This window comes from Pseudomonas sivasensis (assembly GCF_013778505.1).
GTDB lineage: Bacteria > Pseudomonadota > Gammaproteobacteria > Pseudomonadales > Pseudomonadaceae > Aquipseudomonas > Aquipseudomonas sivasensis.
Map to the genome: position 1 here is coordinate 1 of NZ_JAAOWU010000021.1, position 19102 is coordinate 19102.

The 19102-nt window shown below is 59.3% G+C and carries 17 protein-coding genes; 11 read left to right on the forward strand and 6 right to left on the reverse strand.

Features of this window, described 5'->3' with window-relative positions; genetic code table 11:
• Positions 1–617, forward strand: a 617-nt coding sequence (locus G9Q84_RS25150) for an EF-hand domain-containing protein (RefSeq protein WP_477749765.1), incomplete at its 5' end; no start/stop codon positions are given.
• 605 nt (positions 618–1222) lie between these two features.
• Positions 1223–2140: a type III secretion protein gene (locus G9Q84_RS25155; RefSeq protein ID WP_181644263.1), complete on the forward strand. Its 918-nt coding sequence runs from the start codon at positions 1223–1225 to the stop codon at positions 2138–2140.
• A 4-nt stretch (positions 2141–2144) separates the two neighbouring features.
• Here the strand turns inward: G9Q84_RS25155 and G9Q84_RS25160 are convergent, their stop codons facing one another.
• Positions 2145–3296, reverse strand: coding sequence for an MFS transporter (locus G9Q84_RS25160; RefSeq protein ID WP_032886723.1), 1152 nt, complete (start codon positions 3294–3296; stop codon positions 2145–2147).
• Between the two features lie 349 nt (positions 3297–3645).
• Between G9Q84_RS25160 and G9Q84_RS25165 the strand changes: the two genes are divergently transcribed.
• The 5 genes from G9Q84_RS25165 to G9Q84_RS25185 all read left to right on the forward strand — a co-directional run bounded on the left by G9Q84_RS25165 (position 3646) and on the right by G9Q84_RS25185 (position 10723).
• On the forward strand, positions 3646–4632 hold the full coding sequence (locus tag G9Q84_RS25165; RefSeq protein WP_181644264.1) for a diaminopimelate epimerase: 987 nt from the start codon (positions 3646–3648) through the stop codon (positions 4630–4632).
• Between the two features lie 305 nt (positions 4633–4937).
• On the forward strand, positions 4938–6956 hold the full coding sequence (locus G9Q84_RS25170; RefSeq protein ID WP_181644265.1) for a type VI secretion system Vgr family protein: 2019 nt from the start codon (positions 4938–4940) through the stop codon (positions 6954–6956).
• On the forward strand, positions 6956–7792 hold the full coding sequence (locus G9Q84_RS25175) for a DUF4123 domain-containing protein (RefSeq protein ID WP_122681512.1): 837 nt from the start codon (positions 6956–6958) through the stop codon (positions 7790–7792). The genes G9Q84_RS25170 and G9Q84_RS25175 overlap by 1 nt, the downstream gene beginning before the upstream one ends.
• On the forward strand, positions 7785–8558 hold the full coding sequence (locus G9Q84_RS25180; RefSeq protein WP_122765014.1) for a hypothetical protein: 774 nt from the start codon (positions 7785–7787) through the stop codon (positions 8556–8558). Before G9Q84_RS25175 ends, G9Q84_RS25180 begins: the two co-directional genes overlap by 8 nt.
• A 14-nt stretch (positions 8559–8572) precedes the next feature.
• Positions 8573–10723, forward strand: a complete 2151-nt coding sequence (locus tag G9Q84_RS25185) for a lipase family protein (RefSeq protein WP_181644266.1) — start codon at positions 8573–8575, stop codon at positions 10721–10723.
• A gap of 9 nt (positions 10724–10732) precedes the next feature.
• Here the strand turns inward: G9Q84_RS25185 and codA are convergent, their stop codons facing one another.
• The 5 genes from codA to G9Q84_RS25210 form a co-directional block, all read right to left on the reverse strand.
• Positions 10733–11968, reverse strand: a complete 1236-nt coding sequence (gene codA / locus G9Q84_RS25190) for a cytosine deaminase (protein WP_181644267.1) — start codon at positions 11966–11968, stop codon at positions 10733–10735.
• Positions 11969–11995: 27 nt separating this feature from the next.
• On the reverse strand, positions 11996–13201 hold the full coding sequence (locus G9Q84_RS25195) for a PucR family transcriptional regulator (RefSeq protein WP_032886710.1): 1206 nt from the start codon (positions 13199–13201) through the stop codon (positions 11996–11998).
• Positions 13198–14466, reverse strand: a complete 1269-nt coding sequence (gene codB / locus G9Q84_RS25200; RefSeq protein WP_122681507.1) for a cytosine permease — start codon at positions 14464–14466, stop codon at positions 13198–13200. Before codB ends, G9Q84_RS25195 begins: the two co-directional genes overlap by 4 nt.
• Positions 14467–14793: 327 nt before the next feature.
• Positions 14794–15150: a 6-carboxytetrahydropterin synthase QueD gene (gene queD / locus G9Q84_RS25205; RefSeq protein WP_181644268.1), complete on the reverse strand. Its 357-nt coding sequence runs from the start codon at positions 15148–15150 to the stop codon at positions 14794–14796.
• Between the two features lie 76 nt (positions 15151–15226).
• Positions 15227–16306, reverse strand: a complete 1080-nt coding sequence (locus G9Q84_RS25210; protein WP_099601855.1) for a patatin-like phospholipase domain-containing protein — start codon at positions 16304–16306, stop codon at positions 15227–15229.
• 158 nt (positions 16307–16464) lie between these two features.
• Here G9Q84_RS25210 and G9Q84_RS25215 point away from each other — a divergent pair, with 158 nt between their 5' ends.
• The 4 genes from G9Q84_RS25215 to G9Q84_RS25230 are packed head-to-tail and all read left to right on the forward strand — an operon-like array spanning position 16465 to position 19095.
• Positions 16465–16767: a PepSY domain-containing protein gene (locus G9Q84_RS25215; RefSeq protein WP_032886703.1), complete on the forward strand. Its 303-nt coding sequence runs from the start codon at positions 16465–16467 to the stop codon at positions 16765–16767.
• Entirely contained in the window at positions 16767–17078 is a 312-nt protein-coding gene (locus G9Q84_RS25220) for a PepSY domain-containing protein (protein WP_032886701.1), read from the forward strand. Before G9Q84_RS25215 ends, G9Q84_RS25220 begins: the two co-directional genes overlap by 1 nt.
• The gene (locus G9Q84_RS25225; protein ID WP_032886699.1) at positions 17078–17746 is read left to right on the forward strand and encodes a response regulator transcription factor; all 669 of its coding nucleotides are present in this window, start codon (positions 17078–17080) and stop codon (positions 17744–17746) included. The genes G9Q84_RS25220 and G9Q84_RS25225 overlap by 1 nt, the downstream gene beginning before the upstream one ends.
• A complete protein-coding gene (locus tag G9Q84_RS25230) occupies positions 17743–19095 on the forward strand; it encodes a sensor histidine kinase (protein ID WP_181644269.1) in 1353 nt (450 codons plus the stop codon). The genes G9Q84_RS25225 and G9Q84_RS25230 overlap by 4 nt, the downstream gene beginning before the upstream one ends.
• Positions 19096–19102: the final 7 nt, after the last annotated feature.

Genomic DNA, 19102 nt, shown 5'->3' on the forward strand with positions numbered 1-19102 from the left:
GACCCAACCCCACCCCCTGCAGACCCTATCCGATGCCTCCATGCAGGCCTGATCCGCAGTACTCGTTGAAAAACAACGAACAGTTGGCGCAGCAGTTGAGCGACAACTTCAACGCCTTCAGGGACCGCAATAACCCTGGGTATATAAGCGTTGATAGTATCCATGCGATGGCCAAAAAAGGCTGGTCTCCCGATCCCGTCATGAACGCGAACATTCGCCTGGCCAATGAGTTGCTACGTCGTCCAGAACTGATGAGCGCCCTTGACCGGAACACCTCCACCGGTGCGTTGGATGGCCTGATCAATCGGCAAAATGTGAATGCTGTAATCAAGGGAGAAAATTACTTCAAATACAAGAGCGACAAGGAGTTGGCCGGGGAAATGCTTAAGCACTTCAACGAGTTGAAAAGTAATCCCAGGGCCGGGGAACTGAGCTTCCATGACCTCAGGCGGTTGGCGTCACAGTCTCAGACGGGCGATTCTTCCAAGGATCACCTTGTCCAGCTTGCCCAGGAAATTCTCAGACGCAGTGACGTGTTGAAGAAAATGGACAATCTCGCGGGCCGTGATAACGACGGTCGCATCAGTTGGCAAGCGCTCTACCAGCTTTCCCGTTAACCGAAACTCAGACGCCGTTATTGAATGACGGCGTCTGCTTCAATTGTGTCAGGAACTGTTTACGCCGATTTACCACATAGGTCATATGCACCGTCTTTCAAATTCCAAGTGGAGGGCTAGCAAATGACGTCAACCTCGTTTCACTCATCTCAACCCAGCTGTCATGAGTTGTTTCGTGATCCCCATGATGGCGACTCAACTCTGTCCAAAGGCGACATAGCGACGCAAGAGTCCCTGGCCCTGCAGACTGCGCATGCTGTCGAAGCCAGGCGCATGAGGACATTCGCAGGTCAGCACAAATTCCAGGCGCCCGTAGAGGAAGATTTTTGCAGGGGACTGCTCAAGTCCAACCACGCCTCTAGTGATAACGCCAAGCCACTTAAACACTCCAGGCTGATGAATTACCTGACGGCCTGGTGGAGTCGGTAAAGGCGCGTTCGTGGGTTTTTACATGCTGTCATTGGAATTCATTGGTCGTAAGGAACTGTCGTATTCGTCCAGCCACACATGAGGTGCTTGCCTGAGTGGAATCCATTCAATGATTTCGGCCGCCAAGGGGGCGATCACCGTACAGGCAGGGATCGGAAAAAAGTTGGAGAAAACCCATGAAAATCGAGGGTGTACTACCTCATGGTGGGCCTCTGGCACTGGACGGGATGGTTTCGAGACCCACAGCGCCAGCGTCGCTCACCCACGCTGAAACCTGGAATGACGCTCGCCCAGCGCACCCGGAAAACGCGTCGCGCGGGCGATTGCCGTTGCGCGGTACATTGTCGGTGCTGCATCACCGAGCGCTGCAGAACCTGTCAGTGACGCGCGCCAATCTTTCGCCTCCCGGGGTGGCGTCCACGGACAGCCAATTAGCGACGGCCCTGGAAAAAGATTTTGGCAGGCTGCACCCATTCCTGAACGAAGGACGTTTGACCTGGTCGTCATTGCGGCGCGTTGCCGCTGAACGTACGGGTCAACACGAGGAGTTGGACCGAACGATTCAGGTGGTCAGTGAAATTCTGAAGCGACCGCGATTGAATGACGCGATCTTGAGCCGCGACGGTGATATTACTCGTGACAGTCTCAGGGCCGCCGCCCAAACATTGCAGGGCAATAGTTCTCCGAGCGTGTTCAGCCAGGATCCGTTCCATGCCCAGAGTAACACCCAGGTGGTGCAGGCCCTGCAGGGCCACTTCGAGCAACTGAGAGACAAATCCCAGGACCGGACGTTTCTGTTTGAGCAGCACCAGTACGTCGAAATCGCCACACTCAAAGCGGTCATGCAGGACCCGTATGCCGTTGACCCGCAGGGTATCCCAGTGCTGGATCCGTCCACCGGCATGCCCAGGCCCAAGTACAGCGAGCTTTGCGTCTACACCGCAAAGAACATTCTTGAGCGGCCAGGGTTACTGCCTTCACTGGAGCGCGCGAACGGAACGCGACTATTTGGACCTCCTCAAAAGGAAGGCTGGCTCAGCAACAAAAGTCTCGATCGTTGGCTGGAACAAGACGAAGCTCGCAAGGCGCGCTGATGGTTTACACCTTGAGAATTTTGCCGCTGAGGGACACACCCGCAAGCAACAATGCGATCAGCACGAAGGCGCTGCTCAGGCTGCTGCCATGCGCGATGAAACCGATCACGGCGGGACCGGCAAGAATCCCGGCATACCCCAGGGTAGTGATGGCGGGCACGGCGATGTGCTCTGGCATCACTGTCTGTTTACCGACGGCGGTATACAGCACCGGTACGATATTCGAACACCCGGCGCCTACCAATGCGTAGCCCAGCAGAGCGGTTTCCCAGGCTGGAAGCAACGTCGCCAGCAACATGCCGGCGGTGGCCAGTGCGCCCCCGATCACGATCACCCGCGTAGCGCCCAGGCGCCGTACGATGGCATCACCCGTCAAACGGCCGGCGGTCATGGTCAGGGCGAACGCTGCGTAACCCAGGCCAGCGTAGGCTTCGTCAAGTCCGCGTTCGGCACTGAGGAACACCGCGCTCCAGTCAAGCACGGCGCCTTCGGCCAAAAACACGATAAAGCACAGACAGCCGATAAACAGCACCACGCCGTGGGGAACAGCAAATGCCGGGCCCGAACTTTCACTGCCGTAGGGCAGCAAATGCGGACCGGCCTTGAGCAGCGCCACCGCCATGATGACGATCACCACCAGGGTCGCTTGGAGAGGCGACAGCCCCAGTCCCAATAACCCGGCAACCCCCGCCGCGCCGACAATACCTCCCAGGCTGAACAAACCATGGAAGCCCGACATCATTGTTTTGCCACTGGCCCGCTCAACAATCACGGCTTGCAGGTTCACCGTGGAGTCCACAGTGCCCAAGCCCGCGCCAAACAGGAACAACGCGGCGATCAGTAACGGTATCGAGCTGACCGTGGCCAGCATGGGCAGGGCCAGGCAGATCATGATCGTGCCGGCGCTCAGCACGCGTCGGCAACCATAGCGCGATGCCAATGCGCCGGCGGCCGGCATGGCGATGATAGACCCCACCCCCAGGCACAACAGCAGCAGGCCCAAGGTGCCCTCACTCAGTTCTGCACGAGCCTTGGCGTACGGCACCAGCGGCGCCCACGCAGCAATGCCGAAGCCGGCGATAAAAAATGCAATACGTGTCGACATCTGCTCCAACCGCCCGGGGATCACGGGCGCGGAGGTGGGAATGGCAGTCATGAAAAATCCTTGGTTTTGCGTTCAACGAACGGTGTCCGACGCGACATCCTTGCACATCGGGCCTTGGGGGGCGAGCCGGGTTCCCCGGAGATGACCTGTACTCAGGTTAATTTTTAAAAACCAGGAACCCTATGGATGTCGGTAGCCACAACAGGAGGTGTTGAGCTCGTAGGAGGCGGCCTGGAAGGTGCGTAATCCCTGTGGGAACCGGTGAACCCCGGGTTTCTCGTGGTGGATTACCACCTTCCAGGCCGCCTCCCACAAACGCTATGTTGTGTAATACGCTGCTTGCCCAGCCTGTAGGCAAGTGAGCGGACGAACCGATGAAAATTGGAAGGCGACTAGCACCATGACCCTGTTCTATGACGCACGAGGCAATATTTATGGCGTGACCAGCCCGGCTTTTTTACGAAACCAGGGCATTGAGGTGCCCGACAGCGCCGCGCAAGCCGTGCGTGCTCGCGAGCGTTGGGCAACCCGAGCCATAACGTCTGAATGCGATTGGGATTCGACGCCGCGTCCCATCAATGCCAAGCCCCACCGCTGTGATGGTTTGTTGGTTGGCCCGTTCCAGACCGAGCCGCCGTTTGACCTATTGATCGTGAACACCGACGGCTCCCTGGCTGAGCGCAGTGGCAATGGGTTGACGATTTTCGCCCAGGCCCTCACTGACCAGGGCTTGATGACTGAGGCGTGTGAATTGCGAGTGCATCATGACAAGCCTGATGCAGTGTCGCCGGTGGTGACTCGTGTCGAGCCTGCCGTCTACGAGCACCTCTCGGGATTTTGGCTGGCCTTGGGTTTGCCTGGATTTGGGCCGTCAGCCGTTGGTGCGCAAGAGGTGGAGCAGACAATTCTGGCCGGCACTGAACTGAGTTACGTGAGGGCGTTGGCGGCGATCGATCCGCGGTGGACACACAGTCAGTTTGTGCGTGTAGGTAACCCTCATTGTGTGACCTTGGTCGATCAGGTTTCAGCTTTGCCGGAAAACCTACAGATGCAGCAACCCGCGTTGTATGAACCCTTGCAGGCGATAGCCTTCGCCCCTCCGGCTGGCAGCGGTCACCCCTGTTTGGCCGGGATCAATTTGCAATGGGTCGCCAGGCACTCTCGCAACCGAGTTATTGCCCGGGTGTTCGAACGGGGAGAAGGCCCTACGGCGTCCTCCGGAACCAGCGCCAGTGCCGTGGCCTGTGCGGCTTGGCGAGCGGGTTGGGTTGAGGGCGGTGAAGTCGCCGTGGTGATGCCTGGTGGCACTGCGCCGGTCCGCCTGCATACGCAGAACGACACACTGCAGAGCGTCAGTCTGTTCGGGACCGCGCGGCCTCAGGCGTAAAGCTTTTTGAATCGCTGATGCCCAAGGGGGTGTCAGCTGTTTCACGATCAATTAATTGATTAGACGAAAGTTGGTGTAGGGCATTTCTTGTCTTTAAGAAGTGTTTGGTTGAATAGAATTAATATCTTGTAAAAGACCCTTCAATCTTCGTTGTACGAAACTTCTCTTTTATTTTTTCGAGGTCGATTTTTTCCTGAAATCGCTAAGCTTCATGGCGTTCAGGCGCTTTCTCTCGTTAACTTTTCTACGTTTGACGGGGGAAGTATTTCAGTACGGTAATAAATAGATTTGGCGGGTAACAACGGATGGTTAGTGCGTTTTTTTCGTCACGTTTCAATTTAATCCTTCCAGGTATTAAAAGTGACTTTCAAGTGTTGGCGTTCAAAGGCCAGGAGGTCGTTGATCAACCATTTTTTATTCAGGTGCAGGTGGTCAGCGAAAATCCTTCACTGGATCTGGAGGCTTTGCTTCACCAGCCTGCATACCTGGCGTTCTGCGACACGGATACAGGATTGCATGGGCAGATTTACGCAATTGGCCGCGATGATCCTGGCCGGCGGCTCACCCGCTATCACCTGACGTTGGCGCCGCGCCTCGCCTACCTTGGTCATCGGCGCGACCAGCGGATTTTCCAGCAGCGCAGCGTTCCCCAGATCATCGCGACAGTCCTTGAGCACCACGGCATTCTGGCCGACAGCTATGCCTTTGAGCTGGGGCCGGTGGTGTATCCGCCTCGTACGTTCTGTGTGCAATACGCGGAAACCGACCTGCATTTCATCCAGCGGCTGTGTGAAGAGGAGGGCATTCATTACCACTTCCGTCACAGCGAGGGCGCGCATGTGTTGGTATTTGGCGATGACCAGACCGTATTCCGCCGCTTGCCCGTGCAACGTTATTCACCTGTCGGCGGGCCGCAGTCTGATACGCGGGTTATCCAGCGTTTCGATGTGCGCCTGGGCACCCGCAGTGGGCAAACGGTGCGCCGCGATCATGACTTTGAACATCCCTCCTTGCGCTTACAGACCACCGCAGGCTCGACCGCAGCGCAAACCCTTGAAGACTACTGCTATCCAGCAGGTTTTAGCGGTCATGCACGGGGTTCGCGCCTGGCACGCAGAGGCTTGGAGCGCCATCAACGCGACCGTTTTCGCGCGCTGGGCAAGAGCGACCAGCCGGTATTGCGCAGTGGGCATTTCCTTGAATTGCAGGAATATCCAGATCCGCTCTGCAATGACCTTTGGTTAATCACTTCGGTCCGGCACGAGGGTTATCAACCCCAGGTGCTGGAGGAAGCGGCTGAGGAAGTGGGTACATTTCAGGGGTATCGCAATCGCTTCACGGCGACACCCTGGAGTGCGACGCATCGACCGCCCCTCAAACACCCCAAGCCGACCATCAACGGGACCCAGACCGCAACGGTCACCGGGCCTTCCGGTGAGGAGGTGCATTGCGATGCATACGGCCGGGTGAAAGTGCGATTTCATTGGGACCGGTTGGACAAGACCGATGACAAAAGCAGTTGTTGGGTGCGAGTGGCGTCAGGATGGGCCGGTGATGGGTTTGGCGCAACGATGCTCCCACGGGTGGGCATGGAAGTGCTGGTGACCTTCCTTGAAGGAGACCCGGACCAGCCGTTGATCCACGGTTGCCTGCCGAATGCGTTGCACATGCCTACCTATCCTTTGCCGCAACACAAGACCCGCAGTGTCTTGCGCACTCGCAGCACCCTGGGCGGTGAAGGTTCCAACGAGTTGCACCTCGAAGATCGTCGTGGCGAGGAGCTCATCTACGTTCGGGCTCAACGGGATTTTGAGCAACAGGTGGGCCATGACGCTCGCTTGGAAGTGGATGGGGAGCGACGGGAAATCATCCGGGGGTTAAGCACGGCTCACCTGGAAAGTGAGGAGCATCGTCATGTCACGGGTGATCGTAAGGTTGTTCTCAAAGCCAGCGACCACCTTGACGTGCAGGGCGATAGCCAGACGTATGTCCGGCAGACCCTCGTGATCGAAGCCGGCCAAGAGGTGCATCTCAAGGCCGGTGCCAGCTTGGTGATCGACGCCGGCGCACACCTGAGCTTCAAGGCGGGCGGAGAGCACCTGGTGATCCAGGCGGGAGGTATTTTCAGTAGTCGGCCCATTACCCTCGGTGGCACACCGTCCGCGACCGGGTCGGCGAGTTCTGTGTCGATTGCTACAGCCCCTGAAGTCTCCGTTGTCCAGGGCGTCATCATGCACTTGGCCAAGCAACTGGGCGCGGACTTCTGTCCAGTGTGCGAACGCTGCCGCGAAGGCCTGTGCGATATCAGTGAGAGGGCTGCCTGATGGACAACCTTCCAAACCAATGGATGAGCCAGCAGCTGCAGGCAGGGCGCAGGCTGTGCTTGATACTTGAAGGCAGTAACGCAGCCCGCCAGCCGATGTTGGCAGCGCGAGGCTTTCCAGACTATTGCAGCCTCTACGCACAAACCCCGCTGGCGGAAATCGCCACGGCTGGCCCCTTGATCCTGTTGCTGGATCAGGTTGGCGAGCCCGCGCTGCTCGATCTTCTACAAAAGCCGGAGATGAATTGGGGGTGGTTGGGCAGTTTGCCAAACGTGGACCTCACGGACGTGACGCGGCATTGGCGCGACCGGCTGCTGGTCGGGCCCGAGGGGCACCAGGCGCTGTACCGATTTCACGACAATCGTACGCTGGCGCGTGCACTCAACTGCCTGAAGGTTGAGCAATGGCCAGCATTCCTTGGTCCGCTGATCAGCGTGTGTTACTGGCATGAAGACCGTTGGCACTATGGCAGTAACCCTGCTCCCGGTGATTATCCGGTGCCCGATCCAGCCCCTTGGCTGAACATACCTAACCCAAATGCCCACGCCATTTTGCACGCCAATATCCTGCGTTACCTGCTGGCGGAGCACAGTGAAAGTCTGGCAGCGCTGGTCGAATTCCAAGACCCCAGGGTATGGCTGACCCAGGTACTCGAACAGGCTCGGGCCTGGCAATGGAACCGGCCGGAGCAGTTGGAATTTCTGGTAGTGCGACGGTTGGAAGAGGCCAGTCGCGCCAGTGTGATTCGATGGCAGCCAACCGTCGGAGAAACCCCTGAAGATCATTTCCAGCGGACGTTGCAGCTGTGGTGCTCGATGGAGAAAACCGATGAGTAGGCGGATCTTGGGTGTGCTGCTGGCGCTGGGGATGGCGGGGCTTTCGGGGTGTGCGGTAAAGCCGGTCGAAAGCTTTACGCTGCAGGTGGATCTACCACCGGAATTTAAACTTAAAACAGCCGCCAACTACAGGCCCGCCACGGGTGAGACCTGCACCTTGCCAAGGCGTCGAGGCAAGCGGCCAGAGCGGAAGGTCTTTTTTACCGAATACAAACCTGCGGCCAGTCGGGTGAGTTATCAATTGCCGCTAACTGAAACGGTGGAGGGATGCCCGCTGGTGTTGCGTGGCGTGGAATTTGATTTTTATGCGAAATGGGGGAAACGGGATGGGGATGTTGGGGGGGATATTGCGGGTATTTCCATTATCGATCGCCTGGATTCGCCCCGGATGCCTGAGTCCGGTGTTCAGGAGCTGCCGGGTCAATGTCAGTGGTGGTTTCGAACGGTAGGCCCCCTTCATGGGATCAGGAAGATTCTGCAATGCCGTTCACTGGACGCGGCAGGTCAACTGCAAAAAACGCCCGCAGGGGGTGTTGCACAGCGCGATGAGCTACCGGGTAAAACGCTTAGGGTGGTGCTGACTTTAACGGAGGAGGAACAGCCGGCTTTTGACGATAGCTGGGTTGCCGTTCCTGGTGGCTGGAAGCGGTGTAGGGGGAAAAGCTTCGAAGATCTGGACGCCTTTTGCAATGGTGATACGACCAACTTTAAGCCGATTAAAATGCCGGATGGCCGCATCTGTGATGTTTATCCATCGTGCAAGTAGCAAGGAGAAAGCTCATGAGTTTGGACGCAAGGAAGCAACCTTTTTTTAGTGACAATAAGCCCGCCTGCTCATTGCGAGGGCATTGGGTAAGTTTCTGTCTAGTAGATGAACTTGGGGTTGGAGTGACGTATGGCGGTCTGTCCTACACTGTCCACGACAGTACTGGACAGCAATACAAAGGCCGGCTGAATGGGGAAGGTTTCGCCAAACTAGGAGATGTGTATTGCGGCCCTGTGGTTCTTGTTTTTGACGATTTGTATTCTGGAGTAGATCTACCGTATCAGCGGCTAATGATACGTCCTACCTATAAGCTTCCCATCACCGAGCTCCAATTTCGTGCAGAACAAACCCGATTTGCTGCGGCTGACGGTCGCCGTATCGAAAACAATCCCGCGAAACAGCATGCCAATAGGTTTTATCAAGTCGAGGTGCGCGATCTCGTTCGCCATGTCGCCCACTTACCTCCGATAGCTCCTCGTACTCATCGCCCCCAACGCCACGCCCTAAAAATGATGGCAGACCTCGGCTTCGGCCCACCCCAGCCAGCCTTGTTCGGGGTCGTGCTCTTCCCCAACAACCACACCGTTCTCGAAGTACGCCCGCTTCGAGCCCTGCGCCCAATGCTTTCCACTCAAGACGATTTCTGTGCCTTGAACCTGTACCAGTTGGCATTGTTTGCATCACTGAGTTATTGCAACTTCGGTCAGGTGCCGCCGGAGAAACCCCAGGATGAAGTGCATTTTCCGCTAGACCCAAGTGTCGGAAATCTATTTGCCGAGCAGCTTTCAGGGCATCAGGAAGCGTGGAGAGTTGATCCGGAGCAAACACAGCGTTTCTATCCACTCTATGAGGAAGTCCCGTACTCCAGGCGCTTCGAAATCCTGCCCTTTGATCCTGCGTTATACCCACAGAATCGCCCGGAACTGGGGGATGAACAGGAACACCCCGCGCGCTTGCATTTCTTCGATGACGAAAAAGGCGGCACTGATACCCAGGCGTTCATCACTCACCACGATGAGGTAATTCTGATAGCGGTGCGAGGCACTGCCAGTTCAGCTGATGGGTTGCGAGATGCCAACGCCCACCAGGTGCTTTTCGCGGAGGGTGTTGGCAAGGCGCATGAAGGGTTTTATCTGGCATACCAAGCGGTGCGTGATTTCGTACTACGCTACCTTGATCAGTTTCACACCGGCCAGCGCATTGTGATTTGTGGCCACAGCCTGGGTGGCGCGATTGCGTTGCTCCTGGCTGAAGGGTTACGTCGAATTCCCGATGCCAATTACAACGTTCTCCTCTACACCTACGGCGCTCCCCGCGCCGCCGACTCCGAGTTCACTCGCGGCGCATCCACGTTGGTTCACCATCGCATCGTCAACCACAACGACCCCGTTCCCAGCGTCCCTGCGCCCTGGATGAATACCACCGCCAAGCTCTGGATACCTGGCGCCGTCACGCTATTCAGCGCGCCCACCGCAGGTGGTCTGCTGTTCGCAGCAGGCTTGGTACGTATTGGCGGCAACCCTTACCAACATCATGGCGAGCAGCAGCACTTTATGCCGATCATGCTCCCGGATGGTACGCACTCGTCGGTATTGTGGAAGCCTGGTTGTGAGTCCATCGAAGAGGCTGGTCACAGTCGAGCGTTGCAAGTGCGAGGTGACATGCCCGACCGCGAAGGTTTGATCAGGCAACTGGTGCAATACAAACAGCACTTCATGACCGCCAGCTACATCCCTGCTGCCTGGGCGACGTTGCGGCGCTGGCAACAAGCTTTGGATAGCAACGGCCCTCTGGTGACCCAGCGCGAGTTTGAACTGCTCGACCATGCCCTGGCGACCATGCGCAAACAACTGCAAGACAAGCGGCGTGAACTCACCCGACATCGCCCGACCAACGCACGGTCCTATGAATATCACGAGCCCTTGAATGCCGAAATCGACCGCCTGCACACCAGTCGCGAACGCCTGCAAACCCTGCGTTGGCGTCGCCTCGATGCCCGTGATATCTACGGGAGCCACGCCCACTCTGCAGCGCTGCCGCCGAGCCTGAAGCGCTGGTTCCGTCATCGTGAAAACCAGGCCCTGCCTCAGGTCGCCAGTATCCCTCCCGCCACGCCAAGCGAGCTGGGGAGGGCGCAACCGCTGGATATCGACTCAGTCGTATGATCCCCGTGCTTACACAAACTCCACCTGCGCGGGCTGGCGCTTCATCAACACCTTGCCGTTGCGAATCGAGTACAGCGGTAGTCCTTGGCTGCGAATCACCTCGTAGTCGCTGTCCGCCGAGAGGATCAACAAATTGGCTGGGCGTCCAGGCTCAAGGCCGTAGCGATCCCCCAGGGCCATGGCCTTGGCGCTGTTGTCGGTCACCAGGTCGAGTGCGCTTTGCAGGTTGCGGTAGCCGAGCATGTGGCAGATGTGCAAACCGGCTTCGAGCACCCGCAGGATGTTGCCGTTGCCGAGCGGGTACCAGGGATCGACGATGGAGTCCTGTCCGAAGCACACGTTCATGCCCGCTTCGAGCAGTTCGTTGACCCGCGTGACACCTCGCCGTTTCGGGAAACTGTCGAAGCGGCCTTGCAGGTGGATGCTTTCGGTCGGGCACGAGACGAAGCTGATACCGGAGTGGCCCAGCAGGCGGAACAACTTGGCGCAGTAGGCATTGTCGTAGGAACCCATGGCCGTTGTGTGGCTGGCCGTGACGCGGGCGCCCATGCCGCGGCTGCGAGCTTCTTCGGCCAGCACTTCGAGGAAGCGCGAATGGGGGTCGTCGGTTTCGTCGCAATGCACGTCCACCAGGCAACCGGTGCGCTCTGCCAGGTCCATCAGGAATTTCACAGAACGCACGCCTTGGTCGCGAGTGTATTCAAAGTGGGGGATGCCGCCGATCACGTCGGCGCCCAGGCGGATGGCTTCTTCCATGAGCTCGCGGCCGTTGCGGTACGACTCGATGCCTTCTTGAGGGAAGGCGACGATTTGCAGGTCGATCAGGTGCGTGCTTTCTTCGCGCACTTGCAGCATGGCCTTGAGTGCTGTGAGGTCGGGGTCGGTCACGTCGACATGCGTGCGTACGTGCTGGATGCCGTGGGCGGCAAGGGACTGGATAGTTTGCTTGGCACGGGTCCTGGTGTCTTCCTCGGTGATGGTGGCTTTGCGTTCTCCCCAGCACTCGATGCCTTCGAACAGGGTGCCGCTCATGTTCCAACGTGGTTCGCCAGCGGTAAGAGTGGCGTCAAGGTGGATATGGGGTTCGACGAAGGGCGGGATTACCAGATTGCCAGCGGCATCCAGGTCGCCAGCCTTCATGACGGGTGGCGTCGCTTGTGGGGTGATGCTGGCGATCCGGCCGTTTTCCAGGTGCAGATCATGCAGGCCTTCACGGTTGCGCAGGCGGGCGTTGATGATGTGCATGGGCAAGTTCCTCTTGGCTAAAAACAATCAGGCAGACAGCCGCCAGATCATCAGGGCAATGCCGATGTCCAGGCGGTCATATGAATTATCCAGCGTCAGCCCGCACAGGGCTTCGATGCGCTGGATGCGGTGGGTCAGGGTATTGCGGTGTACGGCCAGGCGCTGGGCGGCAGCCATCAGGTTACCATTCTCGTGAAACCAGGCTTCCAGGGTCGGCATCAGGCTGGGGCCATGGTGCAGGTCGTGGCGCAGCAACGGGCCGAGGCGCTCATTGAGAAATTGGTCGAGCAGGGCGCGATCACGCACGCCGCTGAGCAACTTGAGCACGCCCAATTCGTCATACACGCACAATCCGGCCCGCTCGCTGAACCGTCGTGCGGCGGCCAGGGCCTGGCGCGCTTCATCCTGTGCTTGAGCCAGGCGCTCGGCCGGATGGCGCGCTGCGCTCAAGCCGATAAATAGCTTGAGGGGTGCCAGGCGCAGGTTCAGGGGCTTCAGCCACTGGGCCAATTGCTGACGGTTGGCCGAGGCCGCGCCAGCATCCGGCGCCGGTAGCAACAGGGTCCATTGTCCGGCCCGCCCGAGTATCGGCAGCGCGGTCGACAACTGACGCAAGCGGCGACTGATTGCATCGTGCTGTCGGGCCAGTTGCGCCTCCACCCACGTCGCGTCGTCTTGGGCGAACAGCAATTCACTGCCTTCAAGTTGCAATTGCACAATTTGCCAATGCCCCGCCAGGGACATGCCCAATTGCACGGCGCGGTGCAGCAGCAGATCCAGGGATTGATAGTCACCGGTCAGCAAGCGTTCCAGCACATCATGGCGTGAGCGCCCCAGCTGTTCGGACTGAATCAGTGCGGAGCCGATAGCCTGGGTCACCAGTACCATTTTCAACGAATAAGGCTGTTCGATCAGTGGCATGCCGGCGGCTTCGGCGGCGTCGAGTAAACGCTGGGGGATCGCCTGGATATATGCCGGCCCGGTAAGAATCACCAATCCGGCGACCTGGCGCTGACACGCTTCGTCCAGCAGTTGCAGCAGGTTGGCTTCATCCCGTGGGTGGTTGATGCCGGTGACGAACACCAGTTCGCCGCCCAGTACCCACTCGGCGATCCCGCTGTTTTCCGCCACGTACGGCCAGCGAACGCGGTTATCCAGGCTGGCTTCACCGGCCCGCAGGCGCATGGATTCCAGCCCGGGCAGGGCCAGTACGTCGGCGAGGGTCAGGCTCATGCCTGGGCGTCAGCCAGCGGTACACGCACGCGTAGTACGGCGGTCAGCGCGATGTAGGTCAGCGACGCGGCAGCGATCCCCACCAACGGCGCGACCCAGGGTGAGTTGAATGCCAGCACGGTGCCCACCGCATACGCCACCAGCCCCGGCCAGTTGAACGCCGGCAGACGCGCTTCAGCCAGGCGCGGGTATTGGCCGCGATAGCGGTAGAAGAAGTCCGCCATGATGACGCCACCAATGGGTGGGATCACCGTGCCCAGCAGGATCAGGTAGGGCACCAGCATGTCGTACATGCCGAGCAGCGCCAGCAACGTGCCGATCACCGCACCAGCCAGGGTCACGGTTTTCCGGCGTTTGGTGCGCAGCAGATTGCAGCCGGCCACGGCGAAGTTATAAATGGTGTTGTCTTGGGTGCTCCAAATGTTGAGCAGCAACATGGCCATCGCCGCCATGGCAAAGCCTTGCAGCAGCAATACTTCCACCACGTCCGGTTGCTGATAGACGATGGCGCCATAGGCCCCGATCAACACCATCAGGCCATTGCCGATAAAGAAACCGATCAGGCTGGCCAGCACCGCCACCCTGGCTGAGCGTGAAAACCGCGTCCAGTTGGTGGCCTGGGTCGCGCCGCTGACAAAGGTGCCGAACACCAGGGTGATTGCCGTCGACAAGTCCAGTTCAGCGGTCGGCACCACCGCCAGCAACCCGTCCAGCCCGCCGATTTTCATCGTGGCGACCCACATCGACAAAAACAGCAACAGGCCCATGGCCGGCACCGCGATGTAGGACAAAATCTCCAACCCGCGATAGCCCACGTAGGCTGTCGCGCAGAACACCAGGCCGAACAGCACCATCAAGGCCAGCACACTGCCCTGGCTCAGCTCGAAATATTTACCCAGCACCACGGCAGCAGTGGCGGTGCCCCAGGCGTACCAGCCGATTTGGGTGAAACCGAGGATCAAGTCGCTGAGTTTGCTGCCCACTTCGCCGAAGCAGAATCGCCCCATCAGCACCGAGTTCAAACCACTCTTGAAGGCAATGTAGCCCAGGCCTGCGGCGTAAATACCCAGCAGCAGGTTACCCAGGGCCACCACGCCGAGCATGTCGGTGAAGCTGAACGCTACTCCCAGCTTGCCGCCGGCAAACATGGTCGCGGTAAAAAACGTAAAGCCCAACAGCACCATGGCGGTTGACGCCAGGCCCTTGCGCGCATGCATGGGGACTTCGCTTAAAGGGTAATCGTTGCCCGTTTCTTGCTGCGTCATGTGCCTTGCTCCCTGAATGAGTGACGAGGCCTATTGCACCGCGCGTGCCAAATCCGCAGCAGTGACGGGCGCACGGCGGCGGCTGTGCACGGTGCACAGTATTTATAGCCAAACAGGGGAGACGCGCAGAAAAGAATGTTCGCTGTGCCCAGTCGGGCACGAAAGCAGTGCAGGGGTGATACAAAATGGATCAGTCGGACAGCGTGTGTGATCGCTGGGCTTGAGTCCGGCCGTCGGCGCAAGTGCTCCTTACCGTCGGGACGCATGGCTGTAAGTGAGGCAGCCACAAAAAAACCACCGCATGGGTGGTTTTTTCACATCGCTGGCTTACTCGCCGCGATAGATACAGCCGCTGGTGCAGGTCTCATGGATGCGAATTGCGCTGAGTTCTGGCAGCAGTGGTTTCAGTTCATTCCAGATCCACTTGGCCAGCACTTCGCTGGTTGGGTTTTCCAGGCCTGGGATGTCATTAAGGTAGTTGTGGTCGAGGCGTTCATAGAGTGGCTTGAAAATCGCCTTGATCTCCGAGAAGTCGCGAATCCAGCCGGTGTGGGGATCCAGGTCGCCGCTCAGGTGAATCGCCACCTTGAACGAATGCCCATGCAGGCGCCCGCATTTGTGGCCATCCGGCACGTGCGGCAGGCAGTGGGCGGATTCGAAGGTAAACTCTTTGAAGATTTCCACAGTATTTTCAGCTCGGTCAGGTATCTGGCAGGCGGCGAGTTTAACAGCTTGATCACGCGCCGCGCATACCGCTGGGTCAAAGCGCCTGCAAGCGCTCGCCCAGGCCTCCGTTATCCGCCAGTTGCAGAAACTCATCCCCCAACCGCTGGCTCTCGCTCATCGCGGTTTGCCAGTACTTATTGCGGCTTTTGTCGTCGCCCAAAAAGCGTTTGAAATCGCTGCGGTCCGGCAGTTTGCCGTGGGGCAGGCGGGCCAGGTAGTCCTTGGACGGCGCCAGCAGCAACACGTCCTGCAATCCCTGCTGATTGCTGCGCCGCCATGGCAGCCCTTTGTCGAACCAGCCGGGGATCACCCGATCGGTAAAGTGCGGGTACAGCACGATGTCATCGCCGTGGTAGGGAAGATCAAGGTGGTAGTCCAGCAGGCCGCCATCGCGGTAGGTGCCAGCGCCTGCGCCGGGCAGGTCGCGCACGCCTTGCATCACCATCGGGATCGAGCCCGACGCCAGAAGTGCCTGGCGCAGGTTGCCTGCATCCAGTTCAAGAAACCGCGATGGGAAATCCTTCAGTGGATGCACCGGTGGCAGTTGGCGCGGGTCATGGATGATCAACCGTTCGAAATGCCGCGACAGCCGCGCGCGGCCGCGCAGGTTGTCGGCGATCACCGTTGACAGGCCCAGACCCAGGCGCCCGCGATGGTCGTCGGCAAGCAGGCCGTGGCTTTTGACCACCATGATATTCAGGCGATAGTCGGGATTGTCCAGTACGCGTGCATCGCGGCCTGCCAGCAGGTCGTCGAGCATGCGCTGGCAGCTCTGGGTGACCTCGGCCATGGTCACGCCTTTGGCAAAACGCTGCTCGTTGTACAAGCGGCCGAGGTCCAGCAGGCCTTGCACCGGGTCGGGCAGGCAGGCGCTGGCAAAGCGCCAGGAACCGATGGATGCGCCTATCAGCGCCCGCTCCCGTGGTGCGCGGGGCAGCCAGTCGCCGAACAGCGCCAAGTCCAGGCCCTGGATGCCCAAAGCCTTGGGGCCGCCAGCCGCACCGGGGAGGATGCCTACGTCGGCAGGCTTAAGGCCTTGTTCGCGGATGCGGGCGAGGGCGCGCGTGCCGGCCTTGAGGGTCAGGGCGGGAAACTTGATGTGAATGGCTGTCATACCGGTCTCTGTTGAAGCGAGCGGGGCAGTATAGGAAATCTCGCGGGTTGTGGGAAAAGGCCTTTCCCGAAATTGCCATGGTGGCAATTCAGTTTCAGTTAAGTTGCGGCATATACCGTGGCTGGCGTAGGACTAACTTCGTGTTATGGAGACTTATCATGAAACGCCTCACTGCTCTGGTCGCCGCCGCTATCATCGCCTCCGCGGCGTCCCAGGCCGGAGCCGTGGACCCCGACAAGCCACTGACCGTGCCCGCCACTGTTACAATTGTCGCCTTTGACCAACTGGAAGCCACGGCCCTGGCCCTGCACCCCGGTTCGACGCTGCTGGACACCGATCTGGACGAGGCGTATGGCAAGTACGTCTACGAGGTTGAGTTGGAAGATCGCCACGGCATTGAATGGGATGTTGAATTGGACGCGCTCACCGGGCAGGTTCTCAAGAATCATCAGGATACGTAATGAAGGTAAATTTACGCGCCGGCAGTCGAGTGGCGTTGGTGCTGGTGGTGTTCTGCTCAGGTTTGCAGGCCCGCGATCTCAACCAGGACGAAGCCCTCGCGCTGCGCCAGCAGGGGGTGATCCTGCCGCTGGAGCAACTGTTGCAGCAGGCCATGGCGCGGTATCCCGGCTCCCGTTTGCTGGAAGCCGAGCTTGAGAAAAAACACGGCCAATATGCCTACGAAGTGGAGTTGGTGACCACCGAAGGTGTGGTACGTGAGATTAAACTCGACGCCACCAACGGTGTACTGATCAAAGACGAGGAAGACTGATGCGCCTGCTCCTGGTGGAAGACAACGTACCCCTGGCCGATGAATTGTTGGCAGGCCTGCAGCGCCAGGGCTATGCCGTCGACTGGCTGGCCGACGGCCGCGACGCTGCTTACCAGGGCCGCAGCGAACCCTACGACCTGATCATCCTCGACCTCGGCCTGCCCGGTTTGCCCGGCCTTGAGGTGCTGGCGCAATGGCGTGCAGCCGCGTTGGCCACTCCGGTGCTCGTTCTTACCGCCCGCGATTCGTGGGCAGAACGGATCGAAGGGCTCAAGGCCGGTGCCGACGACTACCTGAGTAAACCCTTTCACCCCGAAGAACTGCACCTGCGCATCCAGGCGCTGTTGCGCCGTTCCCACGGCCAGGCCAACCAGCCCACCTTGCAGGCCGCCGGGCTGCACCTGGACGAAGGTCGCCAATGCGTACTGCGCGACGGTGACGAGATCCAACTGACCGCCGCCGAATTCCGCCTGTTGCGCTACTTCATGCTGCACCCCGAACAGATCCTGTCGAAAAGCCACCTGGCTGAGCACTTGTATGACGGCGAGACAGAGCGCGATTCCAACGTGCTGGAAGTCCACGTCAATCACCTGCGTCGCAAATTGGGGCGCAGCGTGATCGAAACCCGGCGCGGCCAGGGTTACCGCTTTGGCGCCAGCCCTGCATGAAGTCGATTCAACGCCGCCTCAGCCTGGGGTTGATCAGTGTGATGGTGATCGTCGGCCTGGTGTTGGCGCAAACCAGTCTGTGGTTGTTCGAAGCCGGTTTGCAGCGCTACCTGGAAGCGGGGTTGCGCAACGACGCTGAAAACCTGTTGGTGGCGCTGGTGCGCGGGCCCAACGGCGTACAGTTGGATGAGCAGCGCCTCTCGCCGGCCTATCAGCGGCCGTTTTCCGGGCATTACTTCCGTATCGATTTTGCTGACACCCATTGGCGTTCCCGTTCGCTGTGGGATCAGGAGTTGCCCCGACTGCCCGAAGTGGGGCTCAAGGGCAACCTGCAACTGGGCCCGGAAGGCCAGCAGTTGCTGGTATTGCGCTCGGACTACAAACGCTTTGGCCAATCAATTTCCATCAGCGTGGCTCAGGACTACACACCGGTGCGGGAAAGCTTCCGGCTGATGCGTCAGATCGGTCTGGTGCTGGGGTTGGCGGCGTTGCTGCTGGTATTGATCCTGCAGCGGGTCACCGTACGTCGCGCCTTGCGCCCGCTGGAAACCGCCCGCAACCAGATCGCCCAATTGCAGCAGGGCCAGCGCTCGCAACTCGACACCCAAGTGCCGTTGGAGCTGGAGCCGCTGGTGGCGCAGATCAACCACCTGCTGGCCCACACCGAAGACAGCCTCAAGCGCTCGCGTAATGCCCTCGGCAACCTGGGCCATGCCCTCAAAACCCCGCTGGCGGTGCTGTTGAGCGCTGCGTCGAGCGAGGCGCTCAAGGATCACCCTAAACTGAGCAAACTCTTGCGCGAGCAGTTGGAGCAGGTTCAACAGCGCCTCAACCGTGAGCTCAACCGCGCACGCCTGGCCGGCGAAACCTTGCCGGGCGCCTTGTTCGACTGTGAAAAAGAACTGCCCGGTTTGCTGGCCACCCTGAACATGGTCCATGGCGAGCACCTGGACCTCAGTTACCAGGCGGCCCCAGGCTTGCAATTGCCTTGGGACCGGGAAGACCTACTGGAACTGCTCGGCAATCTGCTGGACAACGCCTGCAAATGGGCGGATGCCGATGTGCGGCTGAATATCAGTGAAACCGCCAACAGCTACCTGCTGGCGGTTGAGGATGACGGCCCCGGTATCCCCGAAACCCAGCGCGATCAGGTATTCAGCCGTGGCACACGCCTGGATGAGCAGATTGATGGCCATGGTTTGGGGCTGGGGATCGTGCGGGATATCGTCGAGGTGTGGGGCGGGGTGTTGCAGTTGCAGGAAAGCGAGCTGGGCGGGCTCAAGGTGCTGATCGAATTGCCCTGTGGAAGGGGCGGTGCGACGATTCGACCGGCTCCCTCCCACATTTGACCCCCCT

Coding starts and splice junctions, on each gene's coding strand:
- G9Q84_RS25165 (WP_181644264.1), top strand. CDS start 3,646: ATGACCCTGTTCTATGACGCACGAGGCAATATTTATGGCGTGACCAGC.
- G9Q84_RS25185 (WP_181644266.1), top strand. CDS start 8,573: ATGAGTTTGGACGCAAGGAAGCAACCTTTTTTTAGTGACAATAAGCCC.
- codA (WP_181644267.1), bottom strand. CDS start 11,968: ATGCACATCATCAACGCCCGCCTGCGCAACCGTGAAGGCCTGCATGAT.
- G9Q84_RS25155 (WP_181644263.1), top strand. CDS start 1,223: ATGAAAATCGAGGGTGTACTACCTCATGGTGGGCCTCTGGCACTGGAC.
- G9Q84_RS25225 (WP_032886699.1), top strand. CDS start 17,078: ATGCGCCTGCTCCTGGTGGAAGACAACGTACCCCTGGCCGATGAATTG.
- G9Q84_RS25220 (WP_032886701.1), top strand. CDS start 16,767: ATGAAGGTAAATTTACGCGCCGGCAGTCGAGTGGCGTTGGTGCTGGTG.
- codB (WP_122681507.1), bottom strand. CDS start 14,466: ATGACGCAGCAAGAAACGGGCAACGATTACCCTTTAAGCGAAGTCCCC.
- G9Q84_RS25160 (WP_032886723.1), bottom strand. CDS start 3,296: ATGACTGCCATTCCCACCTCCGCGCCCGTGATCCCCGGGCGGTTGGAG.
- G9Q84_RS25170 (WP_181644265.1), top strand. CDS start 4,938: ATGGTTAGTGCGTTTTTTTCGTCACGTTTCAATTTAATCCTTCCAGGT.
- G9Q84_RS25215 (WP_032886703.1), top strand. CDS start 16,465: ATGAAACGCCTCACTGCTCTGGTCGCCGCCGCTATCATCGCCTCCGCG.
- G9Q84_RS25210 (WP_099601855.1), bottom strand. CDS start 16,306: ATGACAGCCATTCACATCAAGTTTCCCGCCCTGACCCTCAAGGCCGGC.
- G9Q84_RS25195 (WP_032886710.1), bottom strand. CDS start 13,201: ATGAGCCTGACCCTCGCCGACGTACTGGCCCTGCCCGGGCTGGAATCC.
- G9Q84_RS25230 (WP_181644269.1), top strand. CDS start 17,743: ATGAAGTCGATTCAACGCCGCCTCAGCCTGGGGTTGATCAGTGTGATG.
- G9Q84_RS25175 (WP_122681512.1), top strand. CDS start 6,956: ATGGACAACCTTCCAAACCAATGGATGAGCCAGCAGCTGCAGGCAGGG.
- G9Q84_RS25180 (WP_122765014.1), top strand. CDS start 7,785: ATGAGTAGGCGGATCTTGGGTGTGCTGCTGGCGCTGGGGATGGCGGGG.